Raw genomic sequence first — 25,322 nt, forward strand, 5'->3', positions numbered from 1 at the left:
TTGTCGCTGCACGCTTGCGTTGAAAGGTTCACCCGCACCATGCCTCTGGCTCTGCTGGCCCTGGCTGTCGTCGCCTTCGGCATCGGCACCACCGAATTCGCCACGATGGGGCTGCTGCCCCAGATCGCCGACGGCGTGGGTGTGTCGGTGCCACACGCCGGCAACCTCGTGTCGGCGTATGCGCTCGGTGTCGTCGTCGGTGCCCCCGTGCTGACCGGCATCGGTGCGCGCATACCGCACAAACGGCTCCTGCTGCTCCTGTCGGGACTGTTCGTGGTCGGCAACATCGCCTCCGCGCTCGCACCTGACTTCGGTCTGCTGTTCGCCGCGCGTTTCCTGGCGGGGCTGCCGCACGGCGCACTGTTCGGGGTCGGCGCGGTCGTCGCCTCCCGACTGGTCGCCCCCGAGCGAGCTGCCCGCGCCGTCTCCAAGATGTTCCTCGGACTGACCGTCGCGAACATCGTCGGCGTGCCCGCCGGAACCGCTCTCGGTCAGCAGTTCGGCTGGCGGTCCGCGTACGGTGCCGTCGCCGTCATCGGCCTCGTCGCCCTCGCCGCCCTGGCCCTCTTCGTCCCTCACCAGCCACGAGGCGCCCAGTCCGGTATCCGGCACGAGGTGCGGGCCATGGGGAACAGGCAGGTCGCGATCGGCCTGGGCACGGCCGTGGTCGGATTCGGCGGGTTCTTCGCCGTCTACAGCTACCTGGTGCCGATGCTGACGCACCTGACGGGCATCTCCGACTCCTCGACCACCCTGGTCCTCGCGCTGTACGGCGTCGGCATGACGCTGGGCACGCTGACCGCAGGCCCCCTCACGGACCGTGCCCTGCGCCCGACGCTCTACGGGGGCCTTGCCCTGCTCGCCGCAGCTCTCGTGACCTTCTACTTCACAGTCCACAGCACGGTCCCGGCCCTGGTGACGATCACCTTCATCGGTGCGATGGGCGCCTTCGTCACCACGCCCATCCAGATGCTCCTCATGGCCAAGGCGAAGAACGCGCCCACGATGGCCGCGGCCTCCAACCACTCCGCCTTCAACCTGGCCAACGCGGGCGGCGCCTGGCTCGGCGGACTGGCCATCTCCGCAGGCTGGGGCTGGGCTTCCCCCGATCTCGTCGGCGCCGCCCTTGCGGTGGCGGGCCTCGGCCTCGCTGTCACGGGCGGCCTCATGGACCGGGGAGGCCGCCGCTCCGAGGTGATCACCTCATCCGCAGCGGAAGCCTCGACGGACGCGGGACACGCCACTACAGCCCGAACGTCGGCAACGCCCGGCGAGCGGACGTAGCGGCTCGCCTTCGACGCCCCCACCGGCCGCGCCCCGCGACAGTGAGCCGGGAGCAACCCGCAGAGGCACTTCTGGCGTGGTTGTGGGGGAGAGGCGGGGGCGAAGGGGGCGGGTGTGCAGTTCATCGAGGTGACCGGCCTGGCCGGGGTGCGATCGGCCGTCATCAGGTTCACGCGGCCGGGGTCAGGGCTGACCTTCGTGATCTTTCCCATGGTTCACCTCGGGGAGGCCGCCTTCTACCGGGAAGTGGCGGCACGGTTGCGTCGCGGCTGCGACCTGGTGGTCGCCGAAGGAGTCGGGGAAGGCTCGCCCGGCGCCGACTCGCTGGTCGCCTCGTACCGGCGGCTGGACGGTAGTGAACGCCTGGGACTGGTCGTGCAGGACATCGACTTCGAGGCGCTCGGACTGCCCGTGGTCTGCCCCGACATGAGCGGTGCGCAATTCCAGGAAGGGTTTCGTCGGCTGCCACTGAAAGAACGCGCGATGGTGGCCACGGTCGTGCCGGCCATGACAGCAGGCATGCGGCTGCTGGGGACGCGTCGCTGGCTCGCCCGGCACCTCGCGGTCGAGGACCTGATGAGCGAGAGCGAGGAGGCCGTGGCGGACTTCTGGCCGGGCCTGGACGACCTGGTTCTCCGCCGCCGCGACCGATTGCTGGCCAAGGCCCTCACCGACCTCGACCGGGCTTACGCGGGACGGACCGCCCCGTTCACCATCGCCGTCGTCTACGGCGCCGGCCACATGCGTGCCGCCGCCGAGACCCTGACCGGCCTCGGCCACCACGCCGCGGACGCCGAGTGGATCACCGTATTCACCCTCGACCCACCCGACAGACCCGAGCGCCGAGCCGATAAGGGCAGGCCCGCGAGCTGATCGACCGGCCACGGCCGATGCCGGCTCAAGCGATCCCGGTCAATGGCAGGCGCGCGTCGGCTTGAGCGTGCGCCATGGGGATACCCGGCGGGTATGACCAAGCTGCACCTTCCAGGCCGGAAACACCAGGACGACCCTCACGATGCCCCGGCTCCCCGGGCGCCGTCGCCGGAGGAGGCAGGACCGGACCGGGAGGTCGAACGGGCCGCTCCGGACACGCCGGCGAAGCTGCCGAAGGGGGCCTGGGCCGCCGTACTCAAAGGCAGCCTGAAGGAGTTCAAGGACGACGAACTGGCGGACCGGGCCGCGGCACTGACCTACTACGGCGTGCTGTCCTTGTTCCCGGCCCTCCTGGTGCTGGTCTCCCTGCTGGGGATCACCGGCAGGTCGGCCACCGACAGGGTGCTCAGCAACCTCAGGCAGCTGGCTCCCGGCTCGGCACGGGACATCATCACGCGAGCCGTCGAGCAGCTGCAGAACAACTCCGGGACCGGCTCGGTGATGGCCCTGGTCGGGATCGTGCTGGCGGTGTGGTCGGCATCCGGGTACGTGGCCGCCTTCATCCGTGCTGCGAATGCCGTCTACGACATGCCGGAGGGCCGGCCGGTGTGGAAGATCCTGCCGGTGCGCATCGGTGTGACCGCCGTGCTCATGGTGCTGGCGGTGATGAGCGCGCTGATCGTCGTCTTCACCGGTGGGCTGGCCCGCCAGACCGGGCAGGCGCTCGGGATCGGGGACACCGCGCTGACGGTGTGGTCGATCGCCAAGTGGCCCGTTCTGGTGCTGCTGGTCTCCATCATGATCGCGATCCTGTATTGGGCCACCCCGAACGCCAAGGTCAAGGGTTTCCGGTGGATCACACCAGGCAGTCTGCTTGCTTTGGCGATCTGGCTGGCCGCCTCCGCCGGGTTTGCGTTCTACGTCGCCAACTTCGCGTCGTACAACAAGACCTACGGCACCATGGCCGGCGTCATCGTCTTCCTCGTCTGGTTGTGGATCAGCAACCTCGCGATCCTCCTGGGCCTGGAGTTCGATGCCGAGAGCGTGCGGCAGCGGGCCATCGCCGGCGGTCACCCGCCCGAGGCCGAGCCCTACACCCAGCCGCGCGACACCCGGACCTGGGACGAGGAGGACATCCGCCGCCTGGACGACATCTGACCAGGCACGATCCCGGCGGCGAGGGCGAGAGATGGCCGACCCTCGCCGCGGCTGTCGCAGTCAGCGCGCCAGGCGGTGCTTTCGGCCGCCACGGCGGAAGCGCACAGCGCCGTACGTGAGGTCGGCGAGCAGCACGACGGCCCCGATGATCAGCAGGTAGAACAGACCGTGCGCGGCGAATCCGATGATGCCCAGAACGAGGGCCACGAGGATGAGGAACAGAAAGAGACTCATCGGCGCTCCAGTGGGTTCATCGCCTTCTCAACGGCGGCTCAGCGCCGGGCCAGGCGGCGTTCACCGCCTGCTCCCGGGGCGTAGTCGAGTTCGTAATGTGCGAAGATCTCCGGCTCGTCCGTGGCAGGCAACTCACCGTCGGTGTCGATCGCGGGAGCCTTCTTCACCACGTCCTTGGGGTGAGCGATCTTGAGATAGCCCGGTCCGACGGTCGCACCGCAGAGCGGCACGAAGACCAGGCGGCGGCGGGTGGGAAGACCCACGGTCACCGTCGCGAAGAAGGGCTCGTCGGTCGCTGTGTCGACGTAGACGGCCTCCAGGGTGCCGATCTTGTGACCGCGGGGGTCGACCACGCCGTGACCACGCCATTCACGAATGTCGCCTGCCTCGAACATCATGGACCTCCACATGAGGGGTACCCCTCATCATGTCCCTGATGTCCCCGCCGGCAGCCGGTGTGCGGCCAGGCGGAGGGGGCGGCCTTCTGCGCCGGATGAGTGCCGATCCGGATCGAATTCCATTACCTGTGTGAGCCGGATGTTGTTGCCCGAGGGGTCGCGGAAAGACGTGTCGATTCCGTACGGCTGCACTGTCGGCGGGTCGTTGAACTCGACACCTCGGGCGGACAGCTCGTCATAGGCGGCCTTGCAGTCGTCGGTCTCCAGAAACAGCGTGCCGCCCGCGCCCTTGGCCACCAGATCGGACAGCTGGGCACTGCTCGCCTCGTCCAGCATCGGCTGCCCCGGTACGGGCATCAGCACCAGCGCAGGTCCGTCCGCGCCGGGCGGGGCGACACACAACCAGCGGAAGCTCCACGCCTCCATCGTCACGTCCGCCCTGACCTCCCAACCGAGCTTGGTGGTGTAGAACTCAAGCGCCTCGTCCTGGTCGTGCACCCAGAACTGAGCATTGGCGATCTTGATCGTGGCCATGTCCGCTCCTTGGTCGATTGCCTGGGGACGACGCTAGGGAGTCGGCGATGCGGTGTCTTCTCGAAACGTGCGGTGCTGAGGCCGTGCATAGGCCATCGCCACACAGCGGGGGATGCGCACATGCCGTGCGGCGGGCGGATGAGCCGCCCGGTAGGCCTGCGGGGTCGTCCCGTACATCCTGCGAAAACTCGTCGTGAACGAGCCGATGCTCTGCGCGCCGACGGCGACGCCGATCGCGGCCACCGTCCAGTCGGTCGCAAGCAGCAGGTCGGCGGCCCGTTCGAGGCGGCGGGTCAGCAGATACTGGTGCGGCGACTCGCCGAACGCTGCCTTGAAGCGGCGGCTGAAGTGGGCGGGGGACAGCGCGGCGGCCGCAGCCATGTCGGCGACGGTGAGCGGCTCGCTGTAGCGGGCGTCCGCGAGATCCTTGGCACGGAGCAGATGACGGCCGATCGGTACGTGGACCACACGGCCTATTGTGCGGTCACCGGTAGGCCGTCGCGGCCGGGGCTTCCGCCTGGGTCGTCTCCAGCACCTCGGGGCCCGTCATACGCCGGAGAGCAGGGACGCGAACCCGCGACGGCGGGCGGGCACCCGCAAGGCCACCCTGCCGACGATCTACGCGCGCGGCACATAGGTGAGGATGACCGACCCGTTCCGCAGTCGCTTCTCGTCGGTGAGCCTGAGGCCCAGCTTCGTGGCGTCCGCGTATTCGAAGAGTCGTTGCCCTGAGCCGGCCACGACGGGCATGAACCAGAAGCGGAACTCGTCGATCAGGTGGTCTCGGATGAGTGTGGCATCGAAACGAGTGGTGCCGTACTTGATGAGGTCCTTCCCCGGCTGCCTCTTCAGTTCCGCGATCGCGCCGGACGGGTCGGGACCCAGCAGGGTGGCGTTCCATTTCGTCTCCGCCAGCGATCGAGACGCGACGTACTTGGGCATGGCGTTGATGCGGTCGATGTAGGGGTTGCCGGTGACATGACCCCAGTTCGCGTAGAAGTTCTCGTAGGTCATCCGGCCCATGACGAATGCCTCATGGTTGTCCAGCTGTTCAAGGGACAGCTCCGAGGCCTCGGCGTCGAAACTGGCCCAGCGCTCAGGGGCTTCGATGACGCCGTCCAGCGTGACGAGCGTCGACTCGATGAGCTTGCGCATCGTTGTTCTCCTTCTCTGAGTGGTCGAGCGGTGAAGTCACCGCTGCGATGGTGATCTGCTGGGCCGTCGGCAAGCCGCGGAAGGTGCCAGGCCAGGGCCGCCGGTCGGCGCAGGTCGGGCGCCGATCCCCCGTTAGTCAAGGGGGGCGGGTTGCGGGACTTGGCGGTGCTGGGTGGTTGTGGTCTGGGCGATGCCGGTGCGCCGGATGAGGAGGAAGGCGATGGGGATGGCGGACAGGGTGATGAGTCCGCAGACCCACAGGGCGGTGTGGAATCCGCCGGTGAGTGCGTAGGTGATGGAGTGGCCTCGGGCGTGGAGGTCCTGGGTTCGTGTGGCCGCCACGGTGGAGGCGATGGCGATGCCGATCGCGCCGCCGAGTTGTTGGGACGAGTCGATGAGGCCGGAAGCGACTCCCGCGTCCCGTTCGGTGACGCCGACCAGGGCTCCGATGGATACCGGGATGAAGATCCAGGTGACGGTGCCGGTGAGGAAGAGGGGCCCGGCCAGGTCCGCCCAGAAGCTGCCATGGGCGGGGGCTCGGGTCGCCCAGAGGATCCCGGCTCCGGTCAGGGTCAGTCCGGCCGCCATCACCAGGCGGATGGAGGTGCGGGTGACGAGCATCTGCGCCGGCCCTGCGAGGACTACTCCGGTCAGGCCCACGGTGAGCCAGGCGAGGCCGGTGTTCATCGCGGAGTATCCGAGTACCTGCTGCATGAAAAGGGTGCCGATGAAGATGTACCCGTAGAAGCCGGCGCCGAGCAGGAGTCCGACGGCGTCGGCCCCGGCGAGGGTCTTCAGCCGGAACAGCCGCAGCGGCAGCAGCGGCGCCTGCGACGTGGCCTCGATGGCCACGAACGCGGCCAGTAGGACCGCCGACGACGTGAGCAGGGCCACGGTCCGGGCGGCTGTCCATCCGACGGTCGGTGCCTGTGAGACCGCGTAGACCACGATCACCAGGGCCCCTGTCACGCTGATGGCGCCCAGGGGGTCGTAGCGGCGGCGTACTCCGTGCAGCCTGCTCTCCGGCACCACCCGCCGGGTCAGGAGCAGCGCGGCCCCGCCGACGATCACGTTCAGGTAGAAGATGTACGGCCAGCCCGCGTACCGGGTGAGGGCGCCGCCGGCCAGCACGCCGACGGTCGCGCCACTGGCGCCGATGGCGCCCCACAGACCGAGTGCCTTGTTGCGCTCGGCGCCCTCGGGAAACATGTTCATCACGATCGACAGCGCGGCGGGCAGCACCATGGCGGCGCCCAGGCCCTGAACACCACGCATGATGATCAGAAACGTGCCGCCTGCGGCCAGCGCGCAGGCCAGCGAGGCCGCGGTGAACAGAGCCAGCCCGGCTGTGAACACGCGCCTGCGCCCGAGCAGGTCAGCGGCTCGGCCGCCGAGGAGCAGGAACCCGCCGAAGGTGAGCGCGTAGGCGGTCACCACCCACTGCAGGTCCGCCTGCGCGAAGTGCAGCTCATGGCCGATCGTCGGCAGTGCGACGTTGACGATCAACATGTCGACCGCCGTCATGAAGTACGCCACGGCGAGCAGCGAGAACGCCCGCCACCTGCGCACCTGGCCGGATGCGGCGGCCGGGCCGCCGCCGATGTCGTTGCTGAGGTCTGTCGCGGTCATGTCTGCCTCCGTTCGTTGGTCATCAGGTCCGTAGGTTGAAACACCGGCCGTCGTGGCGATTCGCCGATGAATTCGCGCCGCAGGCGGTGTTGCACTGTCAGGAGGCGCAATCCACCGGCCCAGGTGGGTAGTGAGATGCCCTTTGGACGGTGAAAGGACGGGTCCGCCATGACCGAGGGAACCCTCGCCCGTGCCCAGGCCGGCGACGGCGAGGCATTCCGCGAGCTCATCGAGCCCTATCAACGTGAGTTGCAGGCGCACTGCTACCGGATTCTCGGATCGGTCCAGGACGCCGAGGACGTGCTTCAGGAGGCTCTGTTGGCTGCATGGCGCTCGATCGGCCGGTTCGACGGCCGATCACTTCGGGCGTGGCTGTACCGGATCGCCACGACCCGTTGCCTGAACTACCTGCGCGGCGAATCCCGCCGCCCGCAACCGGCTGACCCGCTTGATCAGGACACGCGCTGGAGCGGGCCGGTGCGGTCCGACGAGCCGTGGTGGCTGCAGCCCTACCCGGACGACCTGAGCGGCCTGGCCCCGGGCCCCGAGGCGCGCTACGCGACACGTGAGTCGATCGCTCTGTCGTTCGTGGCGGGCCTGCAGCATCTGCCACCCCAGCAACGAACCGTCCTGGTGCTCCGGGACGTGCTCGGTTTCTCAGCCGCCGAGACCGCCGGCATTCTTGGCACCACCCCGACAGCCGTCAACAGCGCGCTCATCCGAGCCCGGGCGAACCTCCCGCCCACCCCTGACCCGGACGAGGTGCCGTTGCCGCATTCCCCCGCCGAGGCCGCCATCGTCGACCGGTTCGTCACCGCGTTCGAGCGCCTCGACCTTGACGAACTTGTAGCACTTATCGCCAGCGACGTCAGGCTCACCATGCCACCCGAGCCTTTCGAACTCCGCGGACCCGAGGCCGTCGGCGAATTCCTCCTGCAAGCCCACCTGGGCCAGGACCTCAAACTGGTGCCCACCCGCGCCAACGGCCAACCCGCCCTGGTCCTTTACCTCCCAGACCCCGTCGCACCCCTGTGGCGGGCCAACGGCCTGGTTGTACTCACCCTGCGGGGCAACCAGATCAGCGCATTCACCCGCTTCGGCAACCTGGGACTGATCGCCCGCTTCGGATTTCCGCGCACGCTCCAGAGAGCGTGAACACTCAGCAGAAGCACGGCGGAATCGGGAGGCAATTCCGACGCCGACCCGACGGTGATCACCGGGGGTTCGGCTCGTATGGTGTGGAGCCGCTCGACTACGCCAACAGGGCGCGTTTGCACAGGAGTTCGAAGCCCAGCACGAACAGGAGACCGGATGGCCGAGATCTGTGACATCGAGGTCGTCGTCTTCGACGTCCTCGGAACGATGGTCGACGAACCCGGCGGGCTTCGAGCGGCACTTCGCGAGGCCGTGCCCGCGTCCGACGATGCGTCTGTCGACGAGCTGCTCACCTTGTGGCAGCAGCATGTAGAGCTTGAGCAGCAACGCATCGCGCAAGGGCATCGTGCGTACGCCACCACCGAGGTCATCGATGCAGAGGCAGCTCAGAGGGTGGCCGACCATGCCGGACTCGCCGGTCCGGCGACCGTTGCCCGGCTGGCCACAGCGGGTCAGCGACTGCCTCCCTGGAACGACTCTGTCGCCGGCCTCGAACGGCTGGCGAAGCAATTCCCCGTGCTCGGGCTCTCCAACGCCGGCCGCACCGCCCTGCTGCGCCTCAACGCACATGCCGGGCTGCGCTGGCACCAAGCCCTTTCCAGCGAAGCCGTCCTGGCCTACAAGCCGGCACCGGAGGTCTACCGGCTCGCCATCGACACCGCCGGATGTCCACCAGAACGCGTGCTCATGGTGGCCGCCCATGGCTGGGATCTTCGCGGAGCGCAGGCAACGGGGATGCGGACAGCCTACGTTCAGCGACCGGCCGGGGATCCGCCGACGAGTTCCGATGTCTTTGACTTGCGGTGCAGCGGACTGGACGGGCTGGTCAGCGCGCTGACGGCGAGGTAGGCAGACCGGCCCTGTCGGCGATGGTGCTCGCGGTCGGCGGGCTGTGGTGCTAAGGCAGATAGTGACTGGCCTCTGTTCCGAGGACGTTCAGCAGGGCGAGGGCTTCGGCGCCGGGGGAACCCGGCGGCGCGGTGAACAGCACGAGGTACTGGTCGCGGTCGGCGAGGGTGAGGGTGTCGCAGTCGACGGTGACGTCGCCGACGGTCGGATGGCGGAAGGTCTTGGTGAGCATCGGCGCGGCCTGTACGTCGTGGCGGTCCCAGAGCCGGGCGAAGTCGGGGCTGGTGTCGCGGAGTTCGTCGATGAGGCCGCTCACCGCGGGATCGGCTGGATAACGGGCGAGGGTGGTGCGGAGCTGCATCACAACGCCCAGCCGGAAGTCGGCGGCATCCGAGATCCCGTAGAGGTTCGCTTCGCCGGGCTGCGGTCCGGGGAAGGCCCGGCGGGCGAGGTTGCGGTCCTCGGGGGCGAGCGGGGTGAAGTCCTCCATGAGGGCGGCCGCGAGATCGTTCCAGGCCAGGATCTCGCAGGCGGCGGACATCACGAAGCCGGCCGTCTGCGGAAGCCGCTGAAGGAGTGCGAGGACGCTGGGGCGGACGTCGCGCCGGTGCAGTCCGGTGCGGTTCGGCGCGGTGCCGGCCAGGGTATGGAGGTGGTCGGACTCGGCGTCGGTGAGCCGCAGCGCGCCGGCGATCGCGGCCAGGACGTCGCCGGAGGGGCGTGGCGCCCTGCCCTGTTCGAGGCGGACGTAGTACTCGGTGGACATGTGGGCGAGGACCGCCACCTCCTCGCGGCGTAGGCCTGGTGTGCGGCGTCGCGGCCCGGAGGGAAGCCCGACGTCCTGCGGGCGGAGCCGCTCGCGACGGGTGCGGAGGAATGCCCCGAGTTCCTGCTTGTCCATATGCCCAGTGTGCGCGCGGCAGCGACGGCGGATCCTGGTACAGCCTGTGCCTGTATCCGGTCCGGGTGCGGCCTGACGCTGTGTGGCATGACGGACCACACGAACACCACTGACAATGCACCCGGCGGCCTGCTCACCGGCAAGGTCATCTTCATCACCGGCGCCAGCCGCGGCATCGGGGCGGCCGCGGCCCACCTCTTCGCCTCCGAGGGCGCCGCCGTCGTGCTCGCCGCCCGTGGCAGCGACGCCCTCGAAACCATCGTGAAGGAGATACGCGCCGACGGCGGCACCGCCGACGCCGTCACCATGGACCTCGCCGACCGTACGAGCATCCGCGCCGCCGTCGACCGCGTCGAGGAGCTGCACGGACGCCTCGACGGTGCCTTCAACAACGGTGCTGTGATCCAGCAGCCCGGCCCCGTCGACGCCACCACCGACGAGGACATCGACAATCAGTTCACCGTGAACTTCCGCGCGCACTGGACCGCCATGAACGCCGAGGTCGCCCTCATGCGGCAGGGCGGCGGCGGAGCGATCGTCAATACCTCCAGCATCGGCAGCCGCCGCGCCAACCCCGCCCTGCCCGCCTACGGGGCCATGAAGCGTGCCCTCAACAGCCTCACCGAGACCGCCGCGGTCAACCTGGCACCCGCGGGTATCCGGGTCAACGGCATCACCCCCGGCGGCACCGCCACGAAAATGATCGACGAATGGGAAGCGGCCACTCCCGGCATCATCGAGGGGATGACCGCCAGGATCCCGCTGGGCCGGATGGGTGAGCCCCGGGAGATCGCCGAGGCAGCCGCCTGGCTGCTCAGCGACCGCGCCTCGTACGTGACCGGCGCGATCGTCCCGGTCGACGGCGGCGCCGGCGCCTGAAATGGGGCGGCTCGGGTCCGAGCCGCCCCTTCACCTCTTCAACGAACTCGCCGTCAGCGGACGCTGACCAGTGGATCGGCGCATGGCCGGGGTATGGCAGGCCACACCCCAAGTGGATGGCGGACCACAGTGACCGGGGGAGCGCCGGTGCGACATGGTCGTCCGCATGACAACCACGTCACGACCCGCCGGCACGCACGGACCATCCCGATCCGCAGATTTCCCTGGTCGCGCAGTCGCTGTGCGCGTCGTCGTCGCCGCGGCCCTCGTCCCGGCTTTCGTCTTCGCCCCCGGCCCATTGGCGGCGAGGATGTCGGGCGGCGGCTTCGGCGACCGGCGTCACTTCATCGACAGCCTCTCCGCGTCGTTGGTCGCCTACTGGAACTCCGGGGACCGGAGCTTTTCCCCCGGCCTGGAGAGGGTTGTTGATTACTGGCTCCACTACCACATGGTCAAGGCCGCGATCGCTGCGAGCCTGCTGGCGGTGCTGATATCGCTTGCCGTTCTGCTCTGGAAAGCCTTTCTCCGGGCCGACGGGCTCGGAGCGGGACGCAGGGCCGTACTCGCGACGGCCGGGGTCGTCGTCACGGCGCTCGCGCTGGTCTCGTTGGCGGCGGTCATGGCCAACACCCAAGGGGCGATAGCGCCGTTGTCCTCACTGCTGTCCATGCTGCCGATGCATTCGTCGCACGGAGAACTCGCCAATGCGCTTCAACAGATCAGGCAGCATTTGACGGACTATCCGAACGCCGGTGACCGAACTCCGCCTGCCATCGAAGTGATGGTCAGTGACTTCGCCGTGTACCACGTGGTGATAGCCGTGGCCGCGGTGACAGTGGCGGTCGTCCTCATAGTCATGAGCGTGGTGTCTTGGAGGCGGTTTGCCAGGGCAGAGGCGTATGACAGGCGAACCAGGCGCGTGTTGAGGTCGTTCGGGCTTCTCTGGGCCGTGTTGTCGCTGCCCTTCATCGTTCTCGCCGTGGCCAACGTATCCGTCGCTGCCGACCCGGCGCCGGCGCTGCTTGCCTTCTTCAAGGGCGGATGGTGACGGATGGTCAGGCGTTGAGGTAGGCGAGGACGGCGAGCACCCGGCGGTGCTGGGCGTCGTCGGGCGGGAGGCCGAGCTTCGCGAAGACGTTGCCGATGTGCTTCTCCACCGCGCTGTTGGAGAGCACCAGCCGTCGCGCGATTGCCGAGTTGGAATGGCCCTCGGCCATCAGTGCCAGCAACTGCCGTTCGCGCGCGGTCAGCACGCCCAGCGGGTCCCCCCGGCGCTGCCCGGCCAGCAACTGGGCGACGACCTGCGGGTCGAGCACCGTAGCACCACGGGCGACGCGGTCCAGGGCGTCCAGGAACTCCTCGACCTTGGAGACCCGGTCCTTCAGCAGATAGCCAACGGCGCCGGAACCGTCCGCGAGCAGGTCGGAGGCGTAGGACACCTCAACGTACTGGCTGAGCACCAGCATCGGGGAGCCGGGCAGCTGCCCGCGGGCGGTGATCGCTGCCCGCAGGCCCTCGTCCGTATGCGTCGGCGGCATCCGCACATCGACGACCGAGACGTCCGGGCGGTGCGCGAGCACCGCCTCGACCAGGGCGGGGCCGTCACCGACCGCCGCAACCACCTCGTGACCGTCCTCGGCGAGCAGACGGACCAAGCCCTCGCGCAGCAGTACCGCGTCGTCGGCGACGACGATCCGCAGCGGGTCCCGGGCAGCAGGAGCCGACTGTGCTCCCAGCGGTACTTCAGGTGTTGATTCGTCCCGAATCATCGACATTGCAGCTCCGCGGTCACCGTTGTCGGACCGTTCTCGGGACTGCTGACCCGCAGGCGGCCGCCGACCGCCTGCACCCGATCGGCCAGTCCCTGCAGTCCATGCCCTTTGGCCAAAGCCGCTCCGCCCACCCCGTCGTCCGTCACCCAGACCCGCAGTACTCCGTCGGTGTGGTGCATTCCGACCGTGCACCGGCGGGCGTGGCTGTGCTTGGCCACGTTCGTCAGCGCCTCGGCGACCACGAAATACGCGGCCGTCTCGACGGCGGCGTCCAGCCGACGGCTGATGGGATCCGCGTCGAGTTCGGCAGGGATGAGGCAGCGCGCGGTCAGGGCAGAAAGCGCCGCCCGCAGTCCTCGGTCGGTGAGGATGGGCGGGGCGATGCCTCGTGACAGGGCCCGTAGCTCGTCCAGTGCCTGCTGAGTCTGGATGACAGCATCGGCGAGTGCGGCCCGGGCCAGTCCCGGATTGCGGTCGAAGTGATGCTGGGCGCGTCCCAGCTCCATCGCCAGCCGGACCAGCTGCTGTTGGGGCCCGTCATGGATGTCGCGTTCGAGTCGGCGCAGGGCAGCGGCCTCGGCCGTCACCGCCGCGACGGCCTGCGCGCGGGCGGCGTCGCGCTCCTGCTCCAGTCCACTGATCCTGCGGTGCAACGCGGACATGTTGGACAGCAGTGCCTTGCCGAGACCGGCTTGGGCGGCAACGCATACCCGGGTCACGAGCGGCAGGGTGAACAGCGCCAGCACGGCGATCGTGAGGGCGAAGGCGAGCCGCCCGGCCGGCGACGTCAACCCCAGACTCAGGGCGATGTGGGACCGATCGCTGCCCGCGTACAGAGTCATCGGCCGCAGTGATCCGGGCGCGACCTGGCCTCTGCGCAGAGGGTAGGTGGCGGTCGCGACTCCCACGAACCACCACAGCGCCGTCACCACCGAGGTGACCAGTACGACCGGGAGCACCATCACCGCGTGCGCCAGGTCGAGCCACAGCCCCGGGTCAGCCGCATCGGCAGGCTCCTTCGACCTCGACCTCGGCCGCCGGCCCGCGCCCGGCGCCCCGCCGCCCCGGGAACGCACCTTGCCGATCCGCCACCACTCCAGATCGCCGGGCCACCGCACCAGTGCCGACGCCCGGGTCGCGACGGCCGACCCGCTCGGCACCAACGAACCGACCGCTCCGACGCACAGGCCGCCGACCACCAGCAGCAGACCGACAACGGCACTCAACGGCGCCGTGAGGAGATACAGCGATTCCACGATCGTGCGACGCCCGACGCGGACGATGAACCCAGCGCTTGGCCGCCACCGACCCGCGACCGCGGAAGGCAACGACGCAACCATTCCCTCAGCATAAAGTCGCTGCCACCCAAGCCTTCGGCGACGCCTGGGACTTCAAGGAGACGACGGCCGGACTGCTCCACCCGCCTGGAGACGCCGAACGGTCACTGCGCTTTCTCAGGTTGAGCCTCTTCTTGCTGCTGTGATGCGGTTGTGGATGGCGGCGTGGGCTGGCGGGTGTCGGGGGCGATGTAGTAGACGGAGCTGCCCTGCTTGGTGCGCTGGGCCTGGCCCTTGGCGACGAGGTTTTCGAGCGTGGTGCGCACCACGGTGTTCTTGATGCCTCGCTCGGGGTGGGCCTGGTCGAGGGCAGTGGCGACCTCGGCCGTGGAACGCGGTTCGTTCTGCCCGGCGAGGTGTTGGCGGATGAGTTCGACCAGCGAGGGCTGTGTGGTTGTCGTAGCTGCGACGGGGGCCTTGTCGGCCGACTTACGCGTTCGTGCGCGGCTGGGCGCGGTGGTGGTTTTCGTGGCGCGGGCGGTGCTCCTCGACCGCGTGGCGGCTTTCTTTCGAGGAGCGGGCACGGCGGCCTTTTGGGGTGTGGCGGCAGGCTTGTCGGGGCCGAGAGTGATGCCGAGTGCCTGCTGCATGTTCATCAGCACGGTGTGGTCGTGCTGCAAGGTGGCCAACTGCTCCTGCAGCGCGGCGATTTCTCCGCTGACGCGTTCCTGCTCTTTGAGGTTGCGCTCGAGGTCGCTGGTGACCTGGGTGGCGTATTGCGAGGTCAGTTCCGTGGAAGCGGTCGTGTTCTCGGACATGATGCCGACCTTTCCTTGAGGTCGCGGCCGACTTGGGCCTGCGGCGGCCGCAGCGGGCCCAGGGGAGTGGCCCCCGTGTGCTGCACGACGAAGCGGGCTGCACCGCAGCACAGGGCTTGGCGTGTAGAGATAGTACGGACAGGGAGAGCAGATTGTTCCGCACGGCAACCGCCTATCTCTGACCCAATTCGGGTAGCCGGACCACGTTGCTGTGATCCGGCTACCCGACTCAAGGGGCCAGTCCCCGGCACCACCTACCTGCGCATGGTGACCGCTTTGCCGCGGACCCCGGTCGCCGCGGCGCCGTCGCCCCGACCGATCCGGCGCGGATCACCATGCCAACCGGGCTTACGGTCTGCTGATGGCCTGCCTGGCGGCTCGGCCTTACTTCACTTCAGGTGCCGGGTGAAGAACTGGGCGGCGGCCTCCCCCGCGAACTGCGGGACGCCGGTGTGACCGCCCATATTGGCGTGCAGGGTTTTCTCCTTGGAGCCGAAAGCGTCGAACAGGTCCAGTGCCGCCTGCCGATCGTTCCCTTCGTCGTCCCACTGCAGCAGGACGTGCAGCGGAATGGTGACCCGGCGGGCTTCCTCGAACGTGGCGCGAGGCACGAAACTCCCGGCGAAGAGACCGGCAGCCACGATGCGCGGCTCGACCACCGCCAGCCGGGTCCCGATGGAGATCACTCCCCCCGAGTACCCGACCGGACCGCCGATCCCGGCCAGTGACAGTAGGGCGTCCAGGGCGGCCTGCCATTCCGGGACTGCCTTGTCGACGATCGGGAGGATGAGGGCATCGATGATCTCGTCACTGACCGGCTCGTCGGCTTCCAAGGCCCGGCGCAGGGCGGCGCGGGCCTGCTCGGCGGCTGCCCAACGGGGCCGGTCACCGCTCCCGGGGAGCTCGATGGTGGCCGAGGCGAAGCCGTCCGCCGCGCAGTGCCGGGCCCGGGCCACCAGCCGGGGGTACATCTTGTGCAGCCCGCCGGGGTGGCCGAGCAGGATCAGCGGCGCCGGCGCGGACGCAGACGTGGGCGTCCACAGGATGCCGGGAATCTCACCGAGGGTGAATTCGCGTTCGAGGACGCCGTCGTCGAGGCGCTGTTCGGAAGTGAAGTGAAGGGCCATGATCGTGCCTTTCGGGGAGCGCTGTTGAACGGCACTCCCGGACGACCTATCGCCCGACCGTGACCCCGGAGGGGAGCACCCATGTCGATACGTTCACGGGTACCACCTCCTCGTTCTCTCGCACGGCCTCCGTGAAAGTAGCAGGGCCGCCGTGGTCCGCCAAACGGTTTCTTGCCCGGGCTCCGTGGCTGGATGCCAAGAAGTCGGAATCCTGCGTTGAGCTACCGGACGACCTGTATCTCCCCTTCTCATCGCCGGCAATGACGCTGCATCAACGTGTTGCGAGCTCGAAATCGACAAGCGCTTCAGGGGTGGGTCGTGAGAAGGTGCGGTTCGATCTGAGGCAGGGGGAAACGTGGGGCTGACCTACGGTTACGACATCTATCTGCGCCCTCGGAATGTCGCCAGGGCGTTGGCCAACCTGGCCGAGTTGGCGCCACCGGCCCGAGTCGTGCCGCCGCTTGAGATCACTCTGCCCGGCGGTGACCGGCTCGTCCTCCCGTTCACGTCCCGTTTCAAGAGCGAGCCGGTCGACTGCTCCACGAGCAGCACGCTCGAGCTCGACACGTCCCTCATGTTCGACGTCGATGATGCACTGCGTGAGTACGCGCGGACGAACGGCCGTGAGCCCGAGGCGGACGGGCGCATCCAGATCGGGTACATCTACGCGACGATCCGGTTCGAGTCCCTTCTGCACCCTGGCTATACGTCGGTGGAGTGCTGGGCAGCGTCATCGGGGATGAGCCGCCTGTTTGCACGGTCGGCCAACATCAGGAAGCTGTTCACAGACCTCACCGCCGACAGCGGCGGAGTGTGCTGCCTGTTCGACACTGGCGACGGTGGCCCCGAGCAAGTGTGCTGGCTCAACGGTGAACCCACCCAGGAGACAGTCTCCGGTCCCCGCTTTCCAGATCGGCGAGCGCTCGTGGCGGCTTGGCGGTGACCTGGAGCGCGTCGGCGACCTCGGCCCATCCCCTGGGGCTCGGCATCGCGTGCGAGACCGGCTTCCACAACGCACCGGCCGGGTGCCCATGACAGATCACCATGGACCGTCGGTAACGCTCATCGCACCTCAGGTGGCACACCGGTGGGACTCCGGCAGAACTCGCGACAGCGGCAATCCGGACGGCCGAATTCCTGTAGTGTTGCCTTGCGCTGGACTGGACGCTTGTGAGCGTCGCAAATTGCCCGAAGTGCGAGGAGTCGAGAAGTGCCGGAGAGGAATATCGATTTCGGCAAATTCGGCGCACGCGGTATCAAGGGACATGAAGCCGTGGCCCGCCAGCTCGACTCGCTCGCCAACTTCATCTCCACCCCGATCACCCAGCGGCGCGGACTCCTCGCACGCTTGCACTACCTCACCCGTACCGACCACGCCCGCGAAGCGGCCCGCGATGCCGGCCTTACCGTCACCGATCGCACCCTCAAGGCCTGGCTGGACGGCGAGCGGAATCCGTCGAGGAAGAACCTGGAGCGCGTTGAGGCCGTGTACTACACGGTGCGCCGTCACAATGTGGCCCGTTACCTGCTCAACCGTCTCAACAGGGAGGGGCGCGGCACACGTGTCGAGTTCCACCCGCTCAATCAGTCCCAGGTCCCGCGGCCCCATCAGCGTGAGCTCAGCTTCAGGACCCTCAATGTGCGGCACTGGGACCGCATTGTCGAGGCCTGGGCCGCCGATGATGACGAGGCCTTGGACAATGCCTGGGTGAGCGATGCTGTGGTCGACTTGGGCAGTGAGTGGGGGCAGTACGAGTACGTCTCGAACATCGGTTTCGCAGCCTGAGTCATTTCCATGACGTGGTGTGCTCGGAATGGGATCACGAGTAATTGGCGACGTCCCGCAGCTGCACCTCCTCGTCCTCGCCCACGATGGCGAGGGCGTTGCCGCTGGGGCTGAACCCCACGTCCGCTCCGGTTCTGGCGCATGACTACAGGACTTTCTGGCAGCTCCAGGATGCGAACCCAGCTCCAGGATGCGGACCCACCCAAGGCGCGGGAGGCCGATACGGCCAGCTGCTGACACGGCAGACCTGCCTGGCCCCCACCCGGCTCCAGTACCTCCACCATCCGTTGGTGATGATCCGGCGCCAGGACGAACAGACGAACCACGCCCATCTCTCCCGCCGATGACCGGAGTTCATGCCCGCCCCGCCCGCACCAGACAGATCGGCATCGGCTGCGAGTGGGTGAAGGTGTCGCAGCGCAGACCGGCATGTCCGGTGTCGGCCAACCGGTAGGGGCGGACGTCAGATGGTGCGCAATGGTGCGCATGGTGAGCGCGGTCGGAGCCGGTCAGGAGCTGGGCGTCGGCCGGTCCGCTCCGTAGCGGAGGCCGTCGAGGAGCAGGTCGAGGAGGCGTCCGGCCCGTTCGCGTTGGCCGGGAGCACTGGTGATCAGCGCGACGCCGGCCAGGCTGAAGCCGACATCGAAGGGGTCGATGTCCGGGCGCAGGAGACCCGCGTCGGCGCCGGCGCGCAGCAGGGTGCCAAGTGCGGTGCCGAGCTTGTCGAGGGTCTCGGCGAAGGGGTCCGCACCGGATGCGACCGCGGCCCGCAGGGCGTCCGCCATGCCCTGCTTGGCGGCCAGGTAGTCGATGAAGTCGTCCATCCACAGGCGGATGGCCCGGTCGGGCGGGTTGTCGGCGAGCAGCTTCGCGGCGCTGTCGCAGACGCGGGCCAGTTCATTGCGGTAGGTCGCCTCGATGAGCGCCTCCCGCGTGGGGAAGTGGCGGTAGAGCGTGGCCGAGCCGACGCCCGCGGCCTTGGCGATTGTGTCGATCGCGACGTCCGGACCCTTCTCGGAGAAGGCGCGCACGGCTGCTTCGAGGATGCGCTCCCGGTTGCGGCGGGCATCGGCACGCAACGCGCCCGGCTTGGTGGTCAAGTCTGATCCCTTCGTCCAGGGACCAGTCTAGCTGGACAACCGGGGAGGTCCCCGTTTACCGTTGCGGCTAACCGGGGAACTCCCCGGTTACGGGTGTCGGCCCGTCGCGCTCCCCAGGCAAGGAAGACCCTCATGACCTCCCCGAAGACAGTTCTGATCACCGGTACGTCCTCCGGTATCGGCCTGGCCACCGCCATCGGCACCGCCCGGGCGGGCTGGGTGACCGTCGCCACCATGCGTGACACCGGCAAGGCCGAGGCCCTGCTGAAGGCCGCCGTCGAGGCGGGTGTCGCGGACCGGGTCCAGATCAAGCGCCTGGATGTGACCGACTCCGCCGGCATCACCGCCTGCCTGGACGAGGTCGTCGCCGAGCACGGCCGCCTGGACGCGCTGGTCAACAACGCCGGCGCCGCCCAGGTGGGCACCATCGAGCAGAGCAGCGTCGACGACGTCCGCGCGGCCATGGAGGTCAACTTCTTCGGCGTGGTGGCGGTGACCCGGGCCGCGCTGCCGCACCTGCGTGCGTCGAAGGGCCGGTTGATCACTGTCACCAGTGTCGGCGGTGTCGTCGGCCAGCCCTTCAACGAGGCGTACTGCGCGGCCAAGTTCGCCGTCGAGGGCTTCATGCAGTCCCTCGCGCCGGTCGCCGCCACCGTCGGCGTCGATGTCTCCGTGGTCGAGCCGGGAGCGGTGGCGAGCGAGTTCGTCGCCAATCTCGGAGTGGACGTTTCGACGCTGCCGGCCGCCGCCGGGCCGTACGCACCGGCGCTCGAGGCCTACCTCACTCGCACCCGGCAGTCGTTCGCCAACGCCCAGAGTCCGGCCGAGGCGGCCGCCCCGATCGTCGACGCCCTGACGGTCGCCCACCCGCCCTTCCGCATCCAGACCTCGCAGTGGGCCCGCGACTTCGCTGCCACCGCCCTCGCCGACCTCGACGGCTCTGCCGTCCAGGCTCTCACCAGTGCCTGGGTGCGCTGACCCGCCGACCCGGCGAAGAAGGCGTCATCTTTCAACGCCTGAATGCATGGAGGACCTCCCGCGACCCGGACTACGCGGCCAGGAAAGCCCGCGCCCAGCACTTCTACGCGCCGTTGCGGGCTGCTGGGTGTTGGTGCCGCTCCAGGAGAGGGCAGTGTCGATGTCACGTCCGGTCCAACCATCGGCGTGCGCTCCACCGTGTTCGCGGAGGCCGCCCTCGCACGCGAGATTGAGCAACTGCTGCAAGCCGGGTACCGAAGGAACGGGGAATATCTTGGCCCGTAGAAAAGACGCCAACAGCGGACAGGCACAGGAAGTCTCGCTGTCACGCCTTCGCGACAAACGCTTCAACGGCTACCTCAGGATCCGGCTTCCGCATGAACTGGACACAGAGGTCGAGATGATCGTCGTCGCGTATATGCGCGGATCCGCGCCAGTCAGGCAGAAAATGGTCGAAGGCGTCGACAGGAGTGCCGCTGCAACACTTAGCGCGTATGGCCAGCGGATGGCGTCCTCGGCAGTCCGGACCATGTCCGTGGAGCCTCTCAAGCGCGGTCTTGTCGCTGTAAGTCTGGCGGAGGGGCGGCTCGACCAGCCCTACGACAACTTGTTCGTGCTGGCTGCCCTCAACGATGGTGCGACCCTCATCGGAACCACCCTCCAGAGCCTGCTCGCCGACGTGGCGCGTGTAATGCCTCAAGCCGGTTCGAAGGCCATTCAGGATTTCGACCAGCGACAAGAACGAGACAAATCACTTGAGTCCATGGGGCTCAGAAGGACGGGCAGCGGACAGACGTTTCTCTACGAATAACCCCTGTTCCTGACCGGCCGGGGGATCTGTACGGAATCTGCTGAGGCTGGCAGGAGTCACCCCTCCATACTGCGCAGTCGGCGGGAGGTCCTGGACACCACCATCGCTGCCGCAGTCGGCGCCGGTGGGCTGGCCACGGTACGTGCCGCCGCCCTGCGCGACACGGCCCAACACCGTCCGCTACCGGCTGCGCCGTGTCGAGGAGCTGACGAGCCGCTCCCTGTCCGATCCGCGAGCCGCGGCGGGCATCGGCGCGGCACTGCTGGCGGTCCGCCGGGCGGCCGCGTCACCCAGTGACTCGACTGCGCATGGCCAGTGACGAAGGTGTCGTCGAGTTCCGCCGGCTGAAGTGTTTCTCCGCCTCCTGCGGGTCGTATGCGTTGCTGGGGGCCGTACTCGGCCGGCCGCCCCGCGAGATGACACCCGCCCAGCCGCAATCGAAACGGACGGCATCGACCGTACTTGAACTCGGGTTCTGAGGGTCTTGGCCGCGCGTGCCCATGCGCATGGCCAAGGCCCGACCTTCGACGACGTCCCTGTTCCGTAAGGGGCTGAGGCGTTCCAGTGCGGCCCTGCGGCGGCTGAGATGGACAGCATGAGATCGCGCTATTTCCCGCCGGTGTTCAAGGGCAGACTCCACGATGCCCGCACGGCGACCTCGATCGGGCGTTGGCTGGGCCTATCCTTCGCCGTGTGCTTCGTCACCGGTCTGATCAGTCATTACATGCAGCATCCACCGGGGTGGCTGGCCAACGACCTGCCGAGTCGGCCGGTGTCGGGGTACCGAGTCACGCAGGGCCTGCATGTTGCTTCCGGCATCGCGGCGATCCCCCTGTTGCTGGCCAAGCTGTGGACGGTGTACCCGCGGCTGTTCGCCTGGCCGCCGGTTCGCTCGGTACGGCATGCGCTCGAGCGGTTGTCGGTGGCCGTGCTGGTGGCGGCTGCCGTCCTGGAGGTGGGCACCGGCCTGCTGAACACCGCCCAGTGGTACCCGTGGCCGTTCCCCTTCGTGGAGGTGCACTACGCCCTGGCCTGGCTGGTGGTGGGAGCACTGGTCCTGCACATCGCGGTCCAGGCACCTGAGATCAAGGCTCACTGGAGCCGCCGCTCGCCGGGCACGCTGGCTCTGCCGGCCGAGGACGGCCCTGATCGGCGGTCGTTGCTGGCCGCGGTGGCGGCGGCGGTCGGCGCGGTCACCGTGACGACGGTCGGCCAGTCCTTCACCCCGCTGAAGGACCTCACCCTCCTCGCACCGCGCCACCCCGATCACGGCCCCCAGGGCCTGCCCGTCAACCGGACCGCGGCCGCGGGCGGTGTCGGCACGGTTCACGGCGAGCGCTATCGGCTGACGGTTGCCGGGCCGCGCCCCTACACGCTGACCCTGGACGAGTTGCGCGCCCTGCCTCAGCACGAGGTCGAACTCCCCATCGCCTGCGTGGAGGGCTGGAGCAAGTCGGCGCACTGGACAGGCGTGCGGGTCGTGGACCTGCTGGAGCGGGCGGGTGCGCCCGAGCACGCGCGGGTACGGGTCGTTTCGCTGCAGACCCGGGGTGGATACCGGGTCTCGGAGATGGGCCACGAGCACGCGCGCGACCCGCTGACCCTGATTGCGCTGCGCCTCAACGGCGAGGAACTGGCACCCGACCACGGATACCCGGCACGTCTGATCGCTCCGAACCGACCGGGCGTGCTGCAGACCAAGTGGGTCGGGCGACTTGAGGTGCTGTCATGAGGACGACCGTGCTGCGGGTGCTGGGGGGCGCCGCCGGGCTGGCCCTGATGGGCGTCGGCGTGTCCCACCTGCTCGACGTGCGAGACGTGACGGATGTGCTGGTGTGGCTGGGCGGCGCGGTGGTCCTGCACGACGCGCTGGTCGCACCAGTGGTGCTGCTGGCCGGGCTGGTGCTGGTACGCGGCGGCGCGCGCGGACTGGTTCGCGGAGCCCTCCTGGTTGCGGGGGCGTTGACGGCGGTGGCCCTGCCTGTCCTGTTGCGCCCGGGTCCCAAGGCCAATGCCACGGTCCTTCCGCTGGACTATCCGCGCAACTGGTTGCTGACCCTGGCCGCGGTGGCCACGGTCACGGCGCTGCTGGCGACAGCGAAGGGAGTGCGCCGCGCTCGACGGCAGCCACCGCACTGAGCGCTCGCGGCCCCTCGGGTCTTACGGGTGTCTTACGCGCCGATCGACCGGGCCGGGCCCGGCCCGCCGGACTCGTACGGTGACGCGATGCGAACGCTTCGTACGACCGCACTGGTGACCGCTCCGCCCCTGCTGCTGGCCCTGGCGGGTCTGGTCCATCCGCGCCACCTCACAGCGGCGACAGCCGGTCACTGGGCCGAGCTGCACAAGGTACTGCTGCCGGTGTTCCCTCTCCTGGTACTCGGTCTGCTGGTGCCGGTATGGGGCAGGCCCCGGCGTGACATCGACGGTTTCCTCACCGTGCTGGCCTGGGCCGGTTGTCTGGACTTCGCCGCCTACTACTCCGGGTTGGACGCAGTGGCAGGCATCTCCGCCGGGACGGTGGTGGACCGTGGTGTGCACGGCGCGGTCGGGCGGCTGTTCGCGACCGGCGACGAGCTGGGCCGGGCAGGGGTGTACGGGCTGACGGTCGCCGCCCTCGCCACCTGTGCGGTGCTGTTCCGGCGCCACGGGGTCCGGGTGCTGCCCGGCGCCGTAGTTGTGCTGGGGGCGTGCTGGTCGTTCGTCGACAGCCATATCTTCTGGCCGCGGGGCGTGTTCACCATGCTCGGCTTCGCCGTCGGCTTCGGCCTGCTGACGGTTGCGGCTTCCAGGGCCGGCGATGCGCGGCCAGCTCCCTGGGACTGAAGGGCTTGGTGACATAGTCGTCCGCCCCGACCTCCAAGCCGAGGATCCGGTTCCTTCTCCTCACCCCTCGCGGTGAGCATGACCACGGGCAGTGGTCCGCTTTCGCGGATGCGGCGGCAGATCTCCCAGTCCGTCGATACCGGGCAGCATCAGGTCAAGTACCCCGGGGTCGGGGGGCTTTGCGGTGGCTCTCGCGACAACGCCCTGGCCCGTCAACATGCGCGGCACCGGACGTCAGAGACCCGTAAGGACTGCCGCCCACGTCAGAGATCCGTAAGAACAGCAAATCCCTTTTGTGGCTTTTGCATCCGTAGGGTTTGTGGGGTGATCAAGACTCCCCCTCCTTCCCCTGCCCAGGTCGACGTGGTGCTGCCCTGTCTGGACGAGGCCGAGGCTCTGCCGTGGGTGCTCGACCGGATCCCGTCCGGCTGGCGCGCCATCGTGGTCGACAACGGATCCACCGACGGGTCGGCGGACATCGCCCGCGCCCTCGGCGCCACCGTGGTCTCCGAGCCGGTGCGCGGCTTCGGCGCTGCCTGCCACGCCGGCCTGACCGCCACCACAGCCGACGTCGTCTGCTTCTGCGACTGCGACGCCTCGCTCGACCCCGCCCTGCTGACGGGCATCGCCGCGCCCGTCCTCAACGGCACCGCGGATCTCGTGCTGGGTCGGCGCCGCCCCACGACCTCCAAGGCGTGGCCCCTGCACGCCCGGCTGGCCAACCTGGAGCTGGCCCGGCTCATCCGTCGGCGTACCGGGCTGCATCTGCACGACCTCGGCCCGATGCGTGCCGCCCGCCGCGAGGCTCTGCTCGCCCTGGACCTGACCGACCGGCGTTCGGGCTACCCGCTGCAGATGGTGGTGCGCGGCGCCGATGCCGGATGGCGGGTGCGCGAGACGGACGTGCCCTACCACCCGCGCACGGGTCGCTCGAAGGTCACCGGCACCTGGCGGGGAACCTGGCAGGCCGTACACGACATGAGGGCCGTACTCGCCGAAGCGCCCGCTCCTGTGCCGACTGCTGCCGCGAGCCTCACGGGAGCCGGACGATGAGCGCCCGGCCGCCGGTGACCCTGCTGGTGATCGCCAAGGAACCGGTGCCAGGCCGGGTCAAGACCCGCCTCTGTCCGCCCTACACGCCCGAGGAAGCGGCCACGCTCGCCGAAGCCGCCCTCACCGACACCCTCCACACGGTCCTCCAGACGCCTGCACAGCGCCGGATTCTGGTGCTGCAGGGCTATCCCGGCCCCTGGCTGCCGCCCGGCTTCGAGGTCGAACCCCAGATCTCCGGTGGCCTGGACGAGCGCATCGCTGCGGCCTTCGCGCACTGTGACGACGGCCCCGCGCTCCTGGTCGGCATGGACACCCCGCAGTTGACCGCCGATCTTCTCGCCCCCGTCGGACAAGATGGCCACGACGCCTGGTTCGGACCCGCGGCCGACGGCGGATTCTGGGCGCTGGGCTTCGCCGACCCGGCCCGTGCCGGGGACCTCGTGCGAGGCGTTCCGATGTCCACCGACCGCACCGGGGCAGTACAGCGACTCAGGCTCCTCGAGGCCGGGTTGGACGTGGGTGTGCTGCCGGTTCTGCGCGACGTGGACACCGCGGCCGACGCCGCCTCGGTCGTATCGTCCTGCCCCCAGGATTCACTCTTCGCCGCCACCCTGGCCTCGCTCGCGGAGAGTGCCCGATGAGCGTCACAACAACGGGCATGCCGTCCTCCGCTGCCGAGAGGACCGAGTCCACCACTGCGGCACTACGGGCTCACGTACCGCTCC

28 protein-coding genes and 2 pseudogenes are annotated in these 25,322 nt (G+C 68.9%); 17 read left to right on the forward strand and 13 right to left on the reverse strand.

Translation table 11 applies throughout. The features are described from left to right. The first annotated feature begins 39 nt into the window (after nucleotides 1–39). From ACWDAG_RS36125 to ACWDAG_RS36135, 3 genes are all read left to right on the forward strand, one after another. The gene (locus ACWDAG_RS36125) at nucleotides 40–1,284 is read left to right on the forward strand and encodes an MFS transporter (protein WP_450699779.1); all 1,245 of its coding nucleotides are present in this window, start codon (nucleotides 40–42) and stop codon (nucleotides 1,282–1,284) included. Between the two features lie 114 nt (nucleotides 1,285–1,398). Further along, entirely contained in the window at nucleotides 1,399–2,157 is a 759-nt protein-coding gene (locus tag ACWDAG_RS36130; protein WP_450699780.1) for a hypothetical protein, read from the forward strand. Between the two features lie 93 nt (nucleotides 2,158–2,250). Then, nucleotides 2,251–3,315, forward strand: a complete 1,065-nt coding sequence (locus ACWDAG_RS36135) for a YihY/virulence factor BrkB family protein (protein ID WP_450699781.1) — start codon at nucleotides 2,251–2,253, stop codon at nucleotides 3,313–3,315. A gap of 60 nt (nucleotides 3,316–3,375) precedes the next feature. Here ACWDAG_RS36135 and ACWDAG_RS36140 read toward each other — a convergent pair whose 3' ends face one another. From ACWDAG_RS36140 to ACWDAG_RS36165, 6 genes are all read right to left on the reverse strand, one after another. Further along, nucleotides 3,376–3,549 (reverse strand): hypothetical protein, encoded by a 174-nt coding sequence (locus ACWDAG_RS36140; RefSeq protein WP_351471370.1) that lies wholly within the window; start codon nucleotides 3,547–3,549, stop codon nucleotides 3,376–3,378. 38 nt (nucleotides 3,550–3,587) lie between these two features. Further along, nucleotides 3,588–3,944, reverse strand: a complete 357-nt coding sequence (locus tag ACWDAG_RS36145; RefSeq protein ID WP_450699873.1) for a PRC-barrel domain-containing protein — start codon at nucleotides 3,942–3,944, stop codon at nucleotides 3,588–3,590. A 30-nt stretch (nucleotides 3,945–3,974) separates the two neighbouring features. Then, nucleotides 3,975–4,481, reverse strand: a complete 507-nt coding sequence (locus ACWDAG_RS36150) for a VOC family protein (RefSeq protein WP_450699782.1) — start codon at nucleotides 4,479–4,481, stop codon at nucleotides 3,975–3,977. 33 nt (nucleotides 4,482–4,514) lie between these two features. Continuing rightward, nucleotides 4,515–4,949 (reverse strand): helix-turn-helix domain-containing protein, encoded by a 435-nt coding sequence (locus ACWDAG_RS36155; protein ID WP_450699783.1) that lies wholly within the window; start codon nucleotides 4,947–4,949, stop codon nucleotides 4,515–4,517. 150 nt (nucleotides 4,950–5,099) lie between these two features. Further along, nucleotides 5,100–5,636 (reverse strand): dihydrofolate reductase family protein, encoded by a 537-nt coding sequence (locus ACWDAG_RS36160; RefSeq protein WP_450699784.1) that lies wholly within the window; start codon nucleotides 5,634–5,636, stop codon nucleotides 5,100–5,102. A 132-nt stretch (nucleotides 5,637–5,768) separates the two neighbouring features. After that, complete coding sequence (locus tag ACWDAG_RS36165; protein ID WP_450699785.1) at nucleotides 5,769–7,265, reverse strand: MFS transporter; 1,497 nt, start codon at nucleotides 7,263–7,265, stop codon at nucleotides 5,769–5,771. 168 nt (nucleotides 7,266–7,433) lie between these two features. Here ACWDAG_RS36165 and ACWDAG_RS36170 point away from each other — a divergent pair, with 168 nt between their 5' ends. After that, the gene (locus ACWDAG_RS36170; protein ID WP_450699786.1) at nucleotides 7,434–8,420 is read left to right on the forward strand and encodes a sigma-70 family RNA polymerase sigma factor; all 987 of its coding nucleotides are present in this window, start codon (nucleotides 7,434–7,436) and stop codon (nucleotides 8,418–8,420) included. A 156-nt stretch (nucleotides 8,421–8,576) separates the two neighbouring features. Then, nucleotides 8,577–9,269 (forward strand): haloacid dehalogenase type II, encoded by a 693-nt coding sequence (locus ACWDAG_RS36175; RefSeq protein WP_450699787.1) that lies wholly within the window; start codon nucleotides 8,577–8,579, stop codon nucleotides 9,267–9,269. Between the two features lie 49 nt (nucleotides 9,270–9,318). Here the strand turns inward: ACWDAG_RS36175 and ACWDAG_RS36180 are convergent, their stop codons facing one another. Next, nucleotides 9,319–10,170, reverse strand: a complete 852-nt coding sequence (locus ACWDAG_RS36180; protein ID WP_450699788.1) for a helix-turn-helix transcriptional regulator — start codon at nucleotides 10,168–10,170, stop codon at nucleotides 9,319–9,321. An 87-nt stretch (nucleotides 10,171–10,257) separates the two neighbouring features. Here ACWDAG_RS36180 and ACWDAG_RS36185 point away from each other — a divergent pair, with 87 nt between their 5' ends. Then, nucleotides 10,258–11,049, forward strand: coding sequence for an SDR family NAD(P)-dependent oxidoreductase (locus ACWDAG_RS36185; protein ID WP_450699789.1), 792 nt, complete (start codon nucleotides 10,258–10,260; stop codon nucleotides 11,047–11,049). A gap of 241 nt (nucleotides 11,050–11,290) precedes the next feature. Next, entirely contained in the window at nucleotides 11,291–12,097 is an 807-nt protein-coding gene (locus tag ACWDAG_RS36190) for a hypothetical protein (protein ID WP_450699790.1), read from the forward strand. Nucleotides 12,098–12,104: 7 nt separating this feature from the next. Here the strand turns inward: ACWDAG_RS36190 and ACWDAG_RS36195 are convergent, their stop codons facing one another. From ACWDAG_RS36195 to ACWDAG_RS36210, 4 genes are all read right to left on the reverse strand, one after another. Further along, the gene (locus ACWDAG_RS36195; RefSeq protein ID WP_450699874.1) at nucleotides 12,105–12,749 is read right to left on the reverse strand and encodes a LuxR C-terminal-related transcriptional regulator; all 645 of its coding nucleotides are present in this window, start codon (nucleotides 12,747–12,749) and stop codon (nucleotides 12,105–12,107) included. 65 nt (nucleotides 12,750–12,814) lie between these two features. Further along, complete coding sequence (locus ACWDAG_RS36200) at nucleotides 12,815–14,077, reverse strand: sensor domain-containing protein (protein ID WP_450699791.1); 1,263 nt, start codon at nucleotides 14,075–14,077, stop codon at nucleotides 12,815–12,817. Between the two features lie 185 nt (nucleotides 14,078–14,262). After that, entirely contained in the window at nucleotides 14,263–14,916 is a 654-nt protein-coding gene (locus tag ACWDAG_RS36205; RefSeq protein ID WP_450699792.1) for a hypothetical protein, read from the reverse strand. A gap of 389 nt (nucleotides 14,917–15,305) precedes the next feature. After that, nucleotides 15,306–16,043, reverse strand: a complete 738-nt coding sequence (locus tag ACWDAG_RS36210) for an alpha/beta hydrolase (protein WP_450699793.1) — start codon at nucleotides 16,041–16,043, stop codon at nucleotides 15,306–15,308. A 355-nt stretch (nucleotides 16,044–16,398) separates the two neighbouring features. On the opposite strand from ACWDAG_RS36210, the gene ACWDAG_RS36215 reads away from it, so the two are divergent. Further along, on the forward strand, nucleotides 16,399–16,986 hold the full coding sequence (locus tag ACWDAG_RS36215) for a hypothetical protein (protein WP_450699794.1): 588 nt from the start codon (nucleotides 16,399–16,401) through the stop codon (nucleotides 16,984–16,986). Nucleotides 16,987–17,253: 267 nt separating this feature from the next. Further along, on the forward strand, nucleotides 17,254–17,829 hold the full coding sequence (locus ACWDAG_RS36220; RefSeq protein ID WP_450699795.1) for a transcriptional regulator: 576 nt from the start codon (nucleotides 17,254–17,256) through the stop codon (nucleotides 17,827–17,829). 509 nt (nucleotides 17,830–18,338) lie between these two features. Here the strand turns inward: ACWDAG_RS36220 and ACWDAG_RS36225 are convergent. Further along, nucleotides 18,339–18,929 carry a TetR/AcrR family transcriptional regulator gene (locus ACWDAG_RS36225; protein WP_450699796.1) on the reverse strand — a complete coding sequence of 197 codons (591 nt, stop codon included), beginning with the start codon at nucleotides 18,927–18,929 and terminating at the stop codon, nucleotides 18,339–18,341. Between the two features lie 93 nt (nucleotides 18,930–19,022). On the opposite strand from ACWDAG_RS36225, the gene ACWDAG_RS36230 reads away from it, so the two are divergent. The 6 genes and pseudogenes from ACWDAG_RS36230 (at nucleotide 19,023) to ACWDAG_RS36255 (ending at nucleotide 23,544) form a co-directional block, all read left to right on the forward strand. After that, entirely contained in the window at nucleotides 19,023–19,907 is an 885-nt protein-coding gene (locus tag ACWDAG_RS36230; RefSeq protein ID WP_450699797.1) for an SDR family oxidoreductase, read from the forward strand. Nucleotides 19,908–20,181: 274 nt separating this feature from the next. Then, nucleotides 20,182–20,718, forward strand: coding sequence for a hypothetical protein (locus tag ACWDAG_RS36235; RefSeq protein WP_450699798.1), 537 nt, complete (start codon nucleotides 20,182–20,184; stop codon nucleotides 20,716–20,718). A gap of 166 nt (nucleotides 20,719–20,884) precedes the next feature. Beyond that, nucleotides 20,885–21,037, forward strand: a pseudogene (locus ACWDAG_RS36240) (helix-turn-helix domain-containing protein); the annotation flags it as partial. A gap of 276 nt (nucleotides 21,038–21,313) precedes the next feature. Next, entirely contained in the window at nucleotides 21,314–22,450 is a 1,137-nt protein-coding gene (locus tag ACWDAG_RS36245; RefSeq protein WP_450699799.1) for a molybdopterin-dependent oxidoreductase, read from the forward strand. Beyond that, entirely contained in the window at nucleotides 22,447–22,857 is a 411-nt protein-coding gene (locus tag ACWDAG_RS36250; RefSeq protein WP_450699800.1) for a hypothetical protein, read from the forward strand. The genes ACWDAG_RS36245 and ACWDAG_RS36250 overlap by 4 nt, the downstream gene beginning before the upstream one ends. 87 nt (nucleotides 22,858–22,944) lie before the next feature. Continuing rightward, on the forward strand, nucleotides 22,945–23,544 hold the full coding sequence (locus tag ACWDAG_RS36255; protein WP_450699801.1) for a hypothetical protein: 600 nt from the start codon (nucleotides 22,945–22,947) through the stop codon (nucleotides 23,542–23,544). On the opposite strand, the pseudogene ACWDAG_RS36260 reads toward ACWDAG_RS36255, so the two are convergent. Next, nucleotides 23,528–23,754 (reverse strand): annotated as a pseudogene (locus ACWDAG_RS36260) (response regulator); the annotation flags it as partial. The gene ACWDAG_RS36255 and the pseudogene ACWDAG_RS36260 sit on opposite strands and share 17 nt — an antisense overlap. Nucleotides 23,755–23,868: 114 nt before the next feature. On the opposite strand from ACWDAG_RS36260, the gene ACWDAG_RS36265 reads away from it, so the two are divergent. Then, the gene (locus tag ACWDAG_RS36265) at nucleotides 23,869–24,597 is read left to right on the forward strand and encodes a glycosyltransferase family 2 protein (RefSeq protein ID WP_450699802.1); all 729 of its coding nucleotides are present in this window, start codon (nucleotides 23,869–23,871) and stop codon (nucleotides 24,595–24,597) included. Continuing rightward, nucleotides 24,594–25,238 (forward strand): TIGR04282 family arsenosugar biosynthesis glycosyltransferase, encoded by a 645-nt coding sequence (locus tag ACWDAG_RS36270; RefSeq protein ID WP_450699803.1) that lies wholly within the window; start codon nucleotides 24,594–24,596, stop codon nucleotides 25,236–25,238. Before ACWDAG_RS36265 ends, ACWDAG_RS36270 begins: the two co-directional genes overlap by 4 nt. The last annotated feature ends 84 nt before the right edge of the window (nucleotides 25,239–25,322 follow it).

It is taken from the genome of Streptomyces sp. NPDC001157 (genome assembly GCF_053598255.1).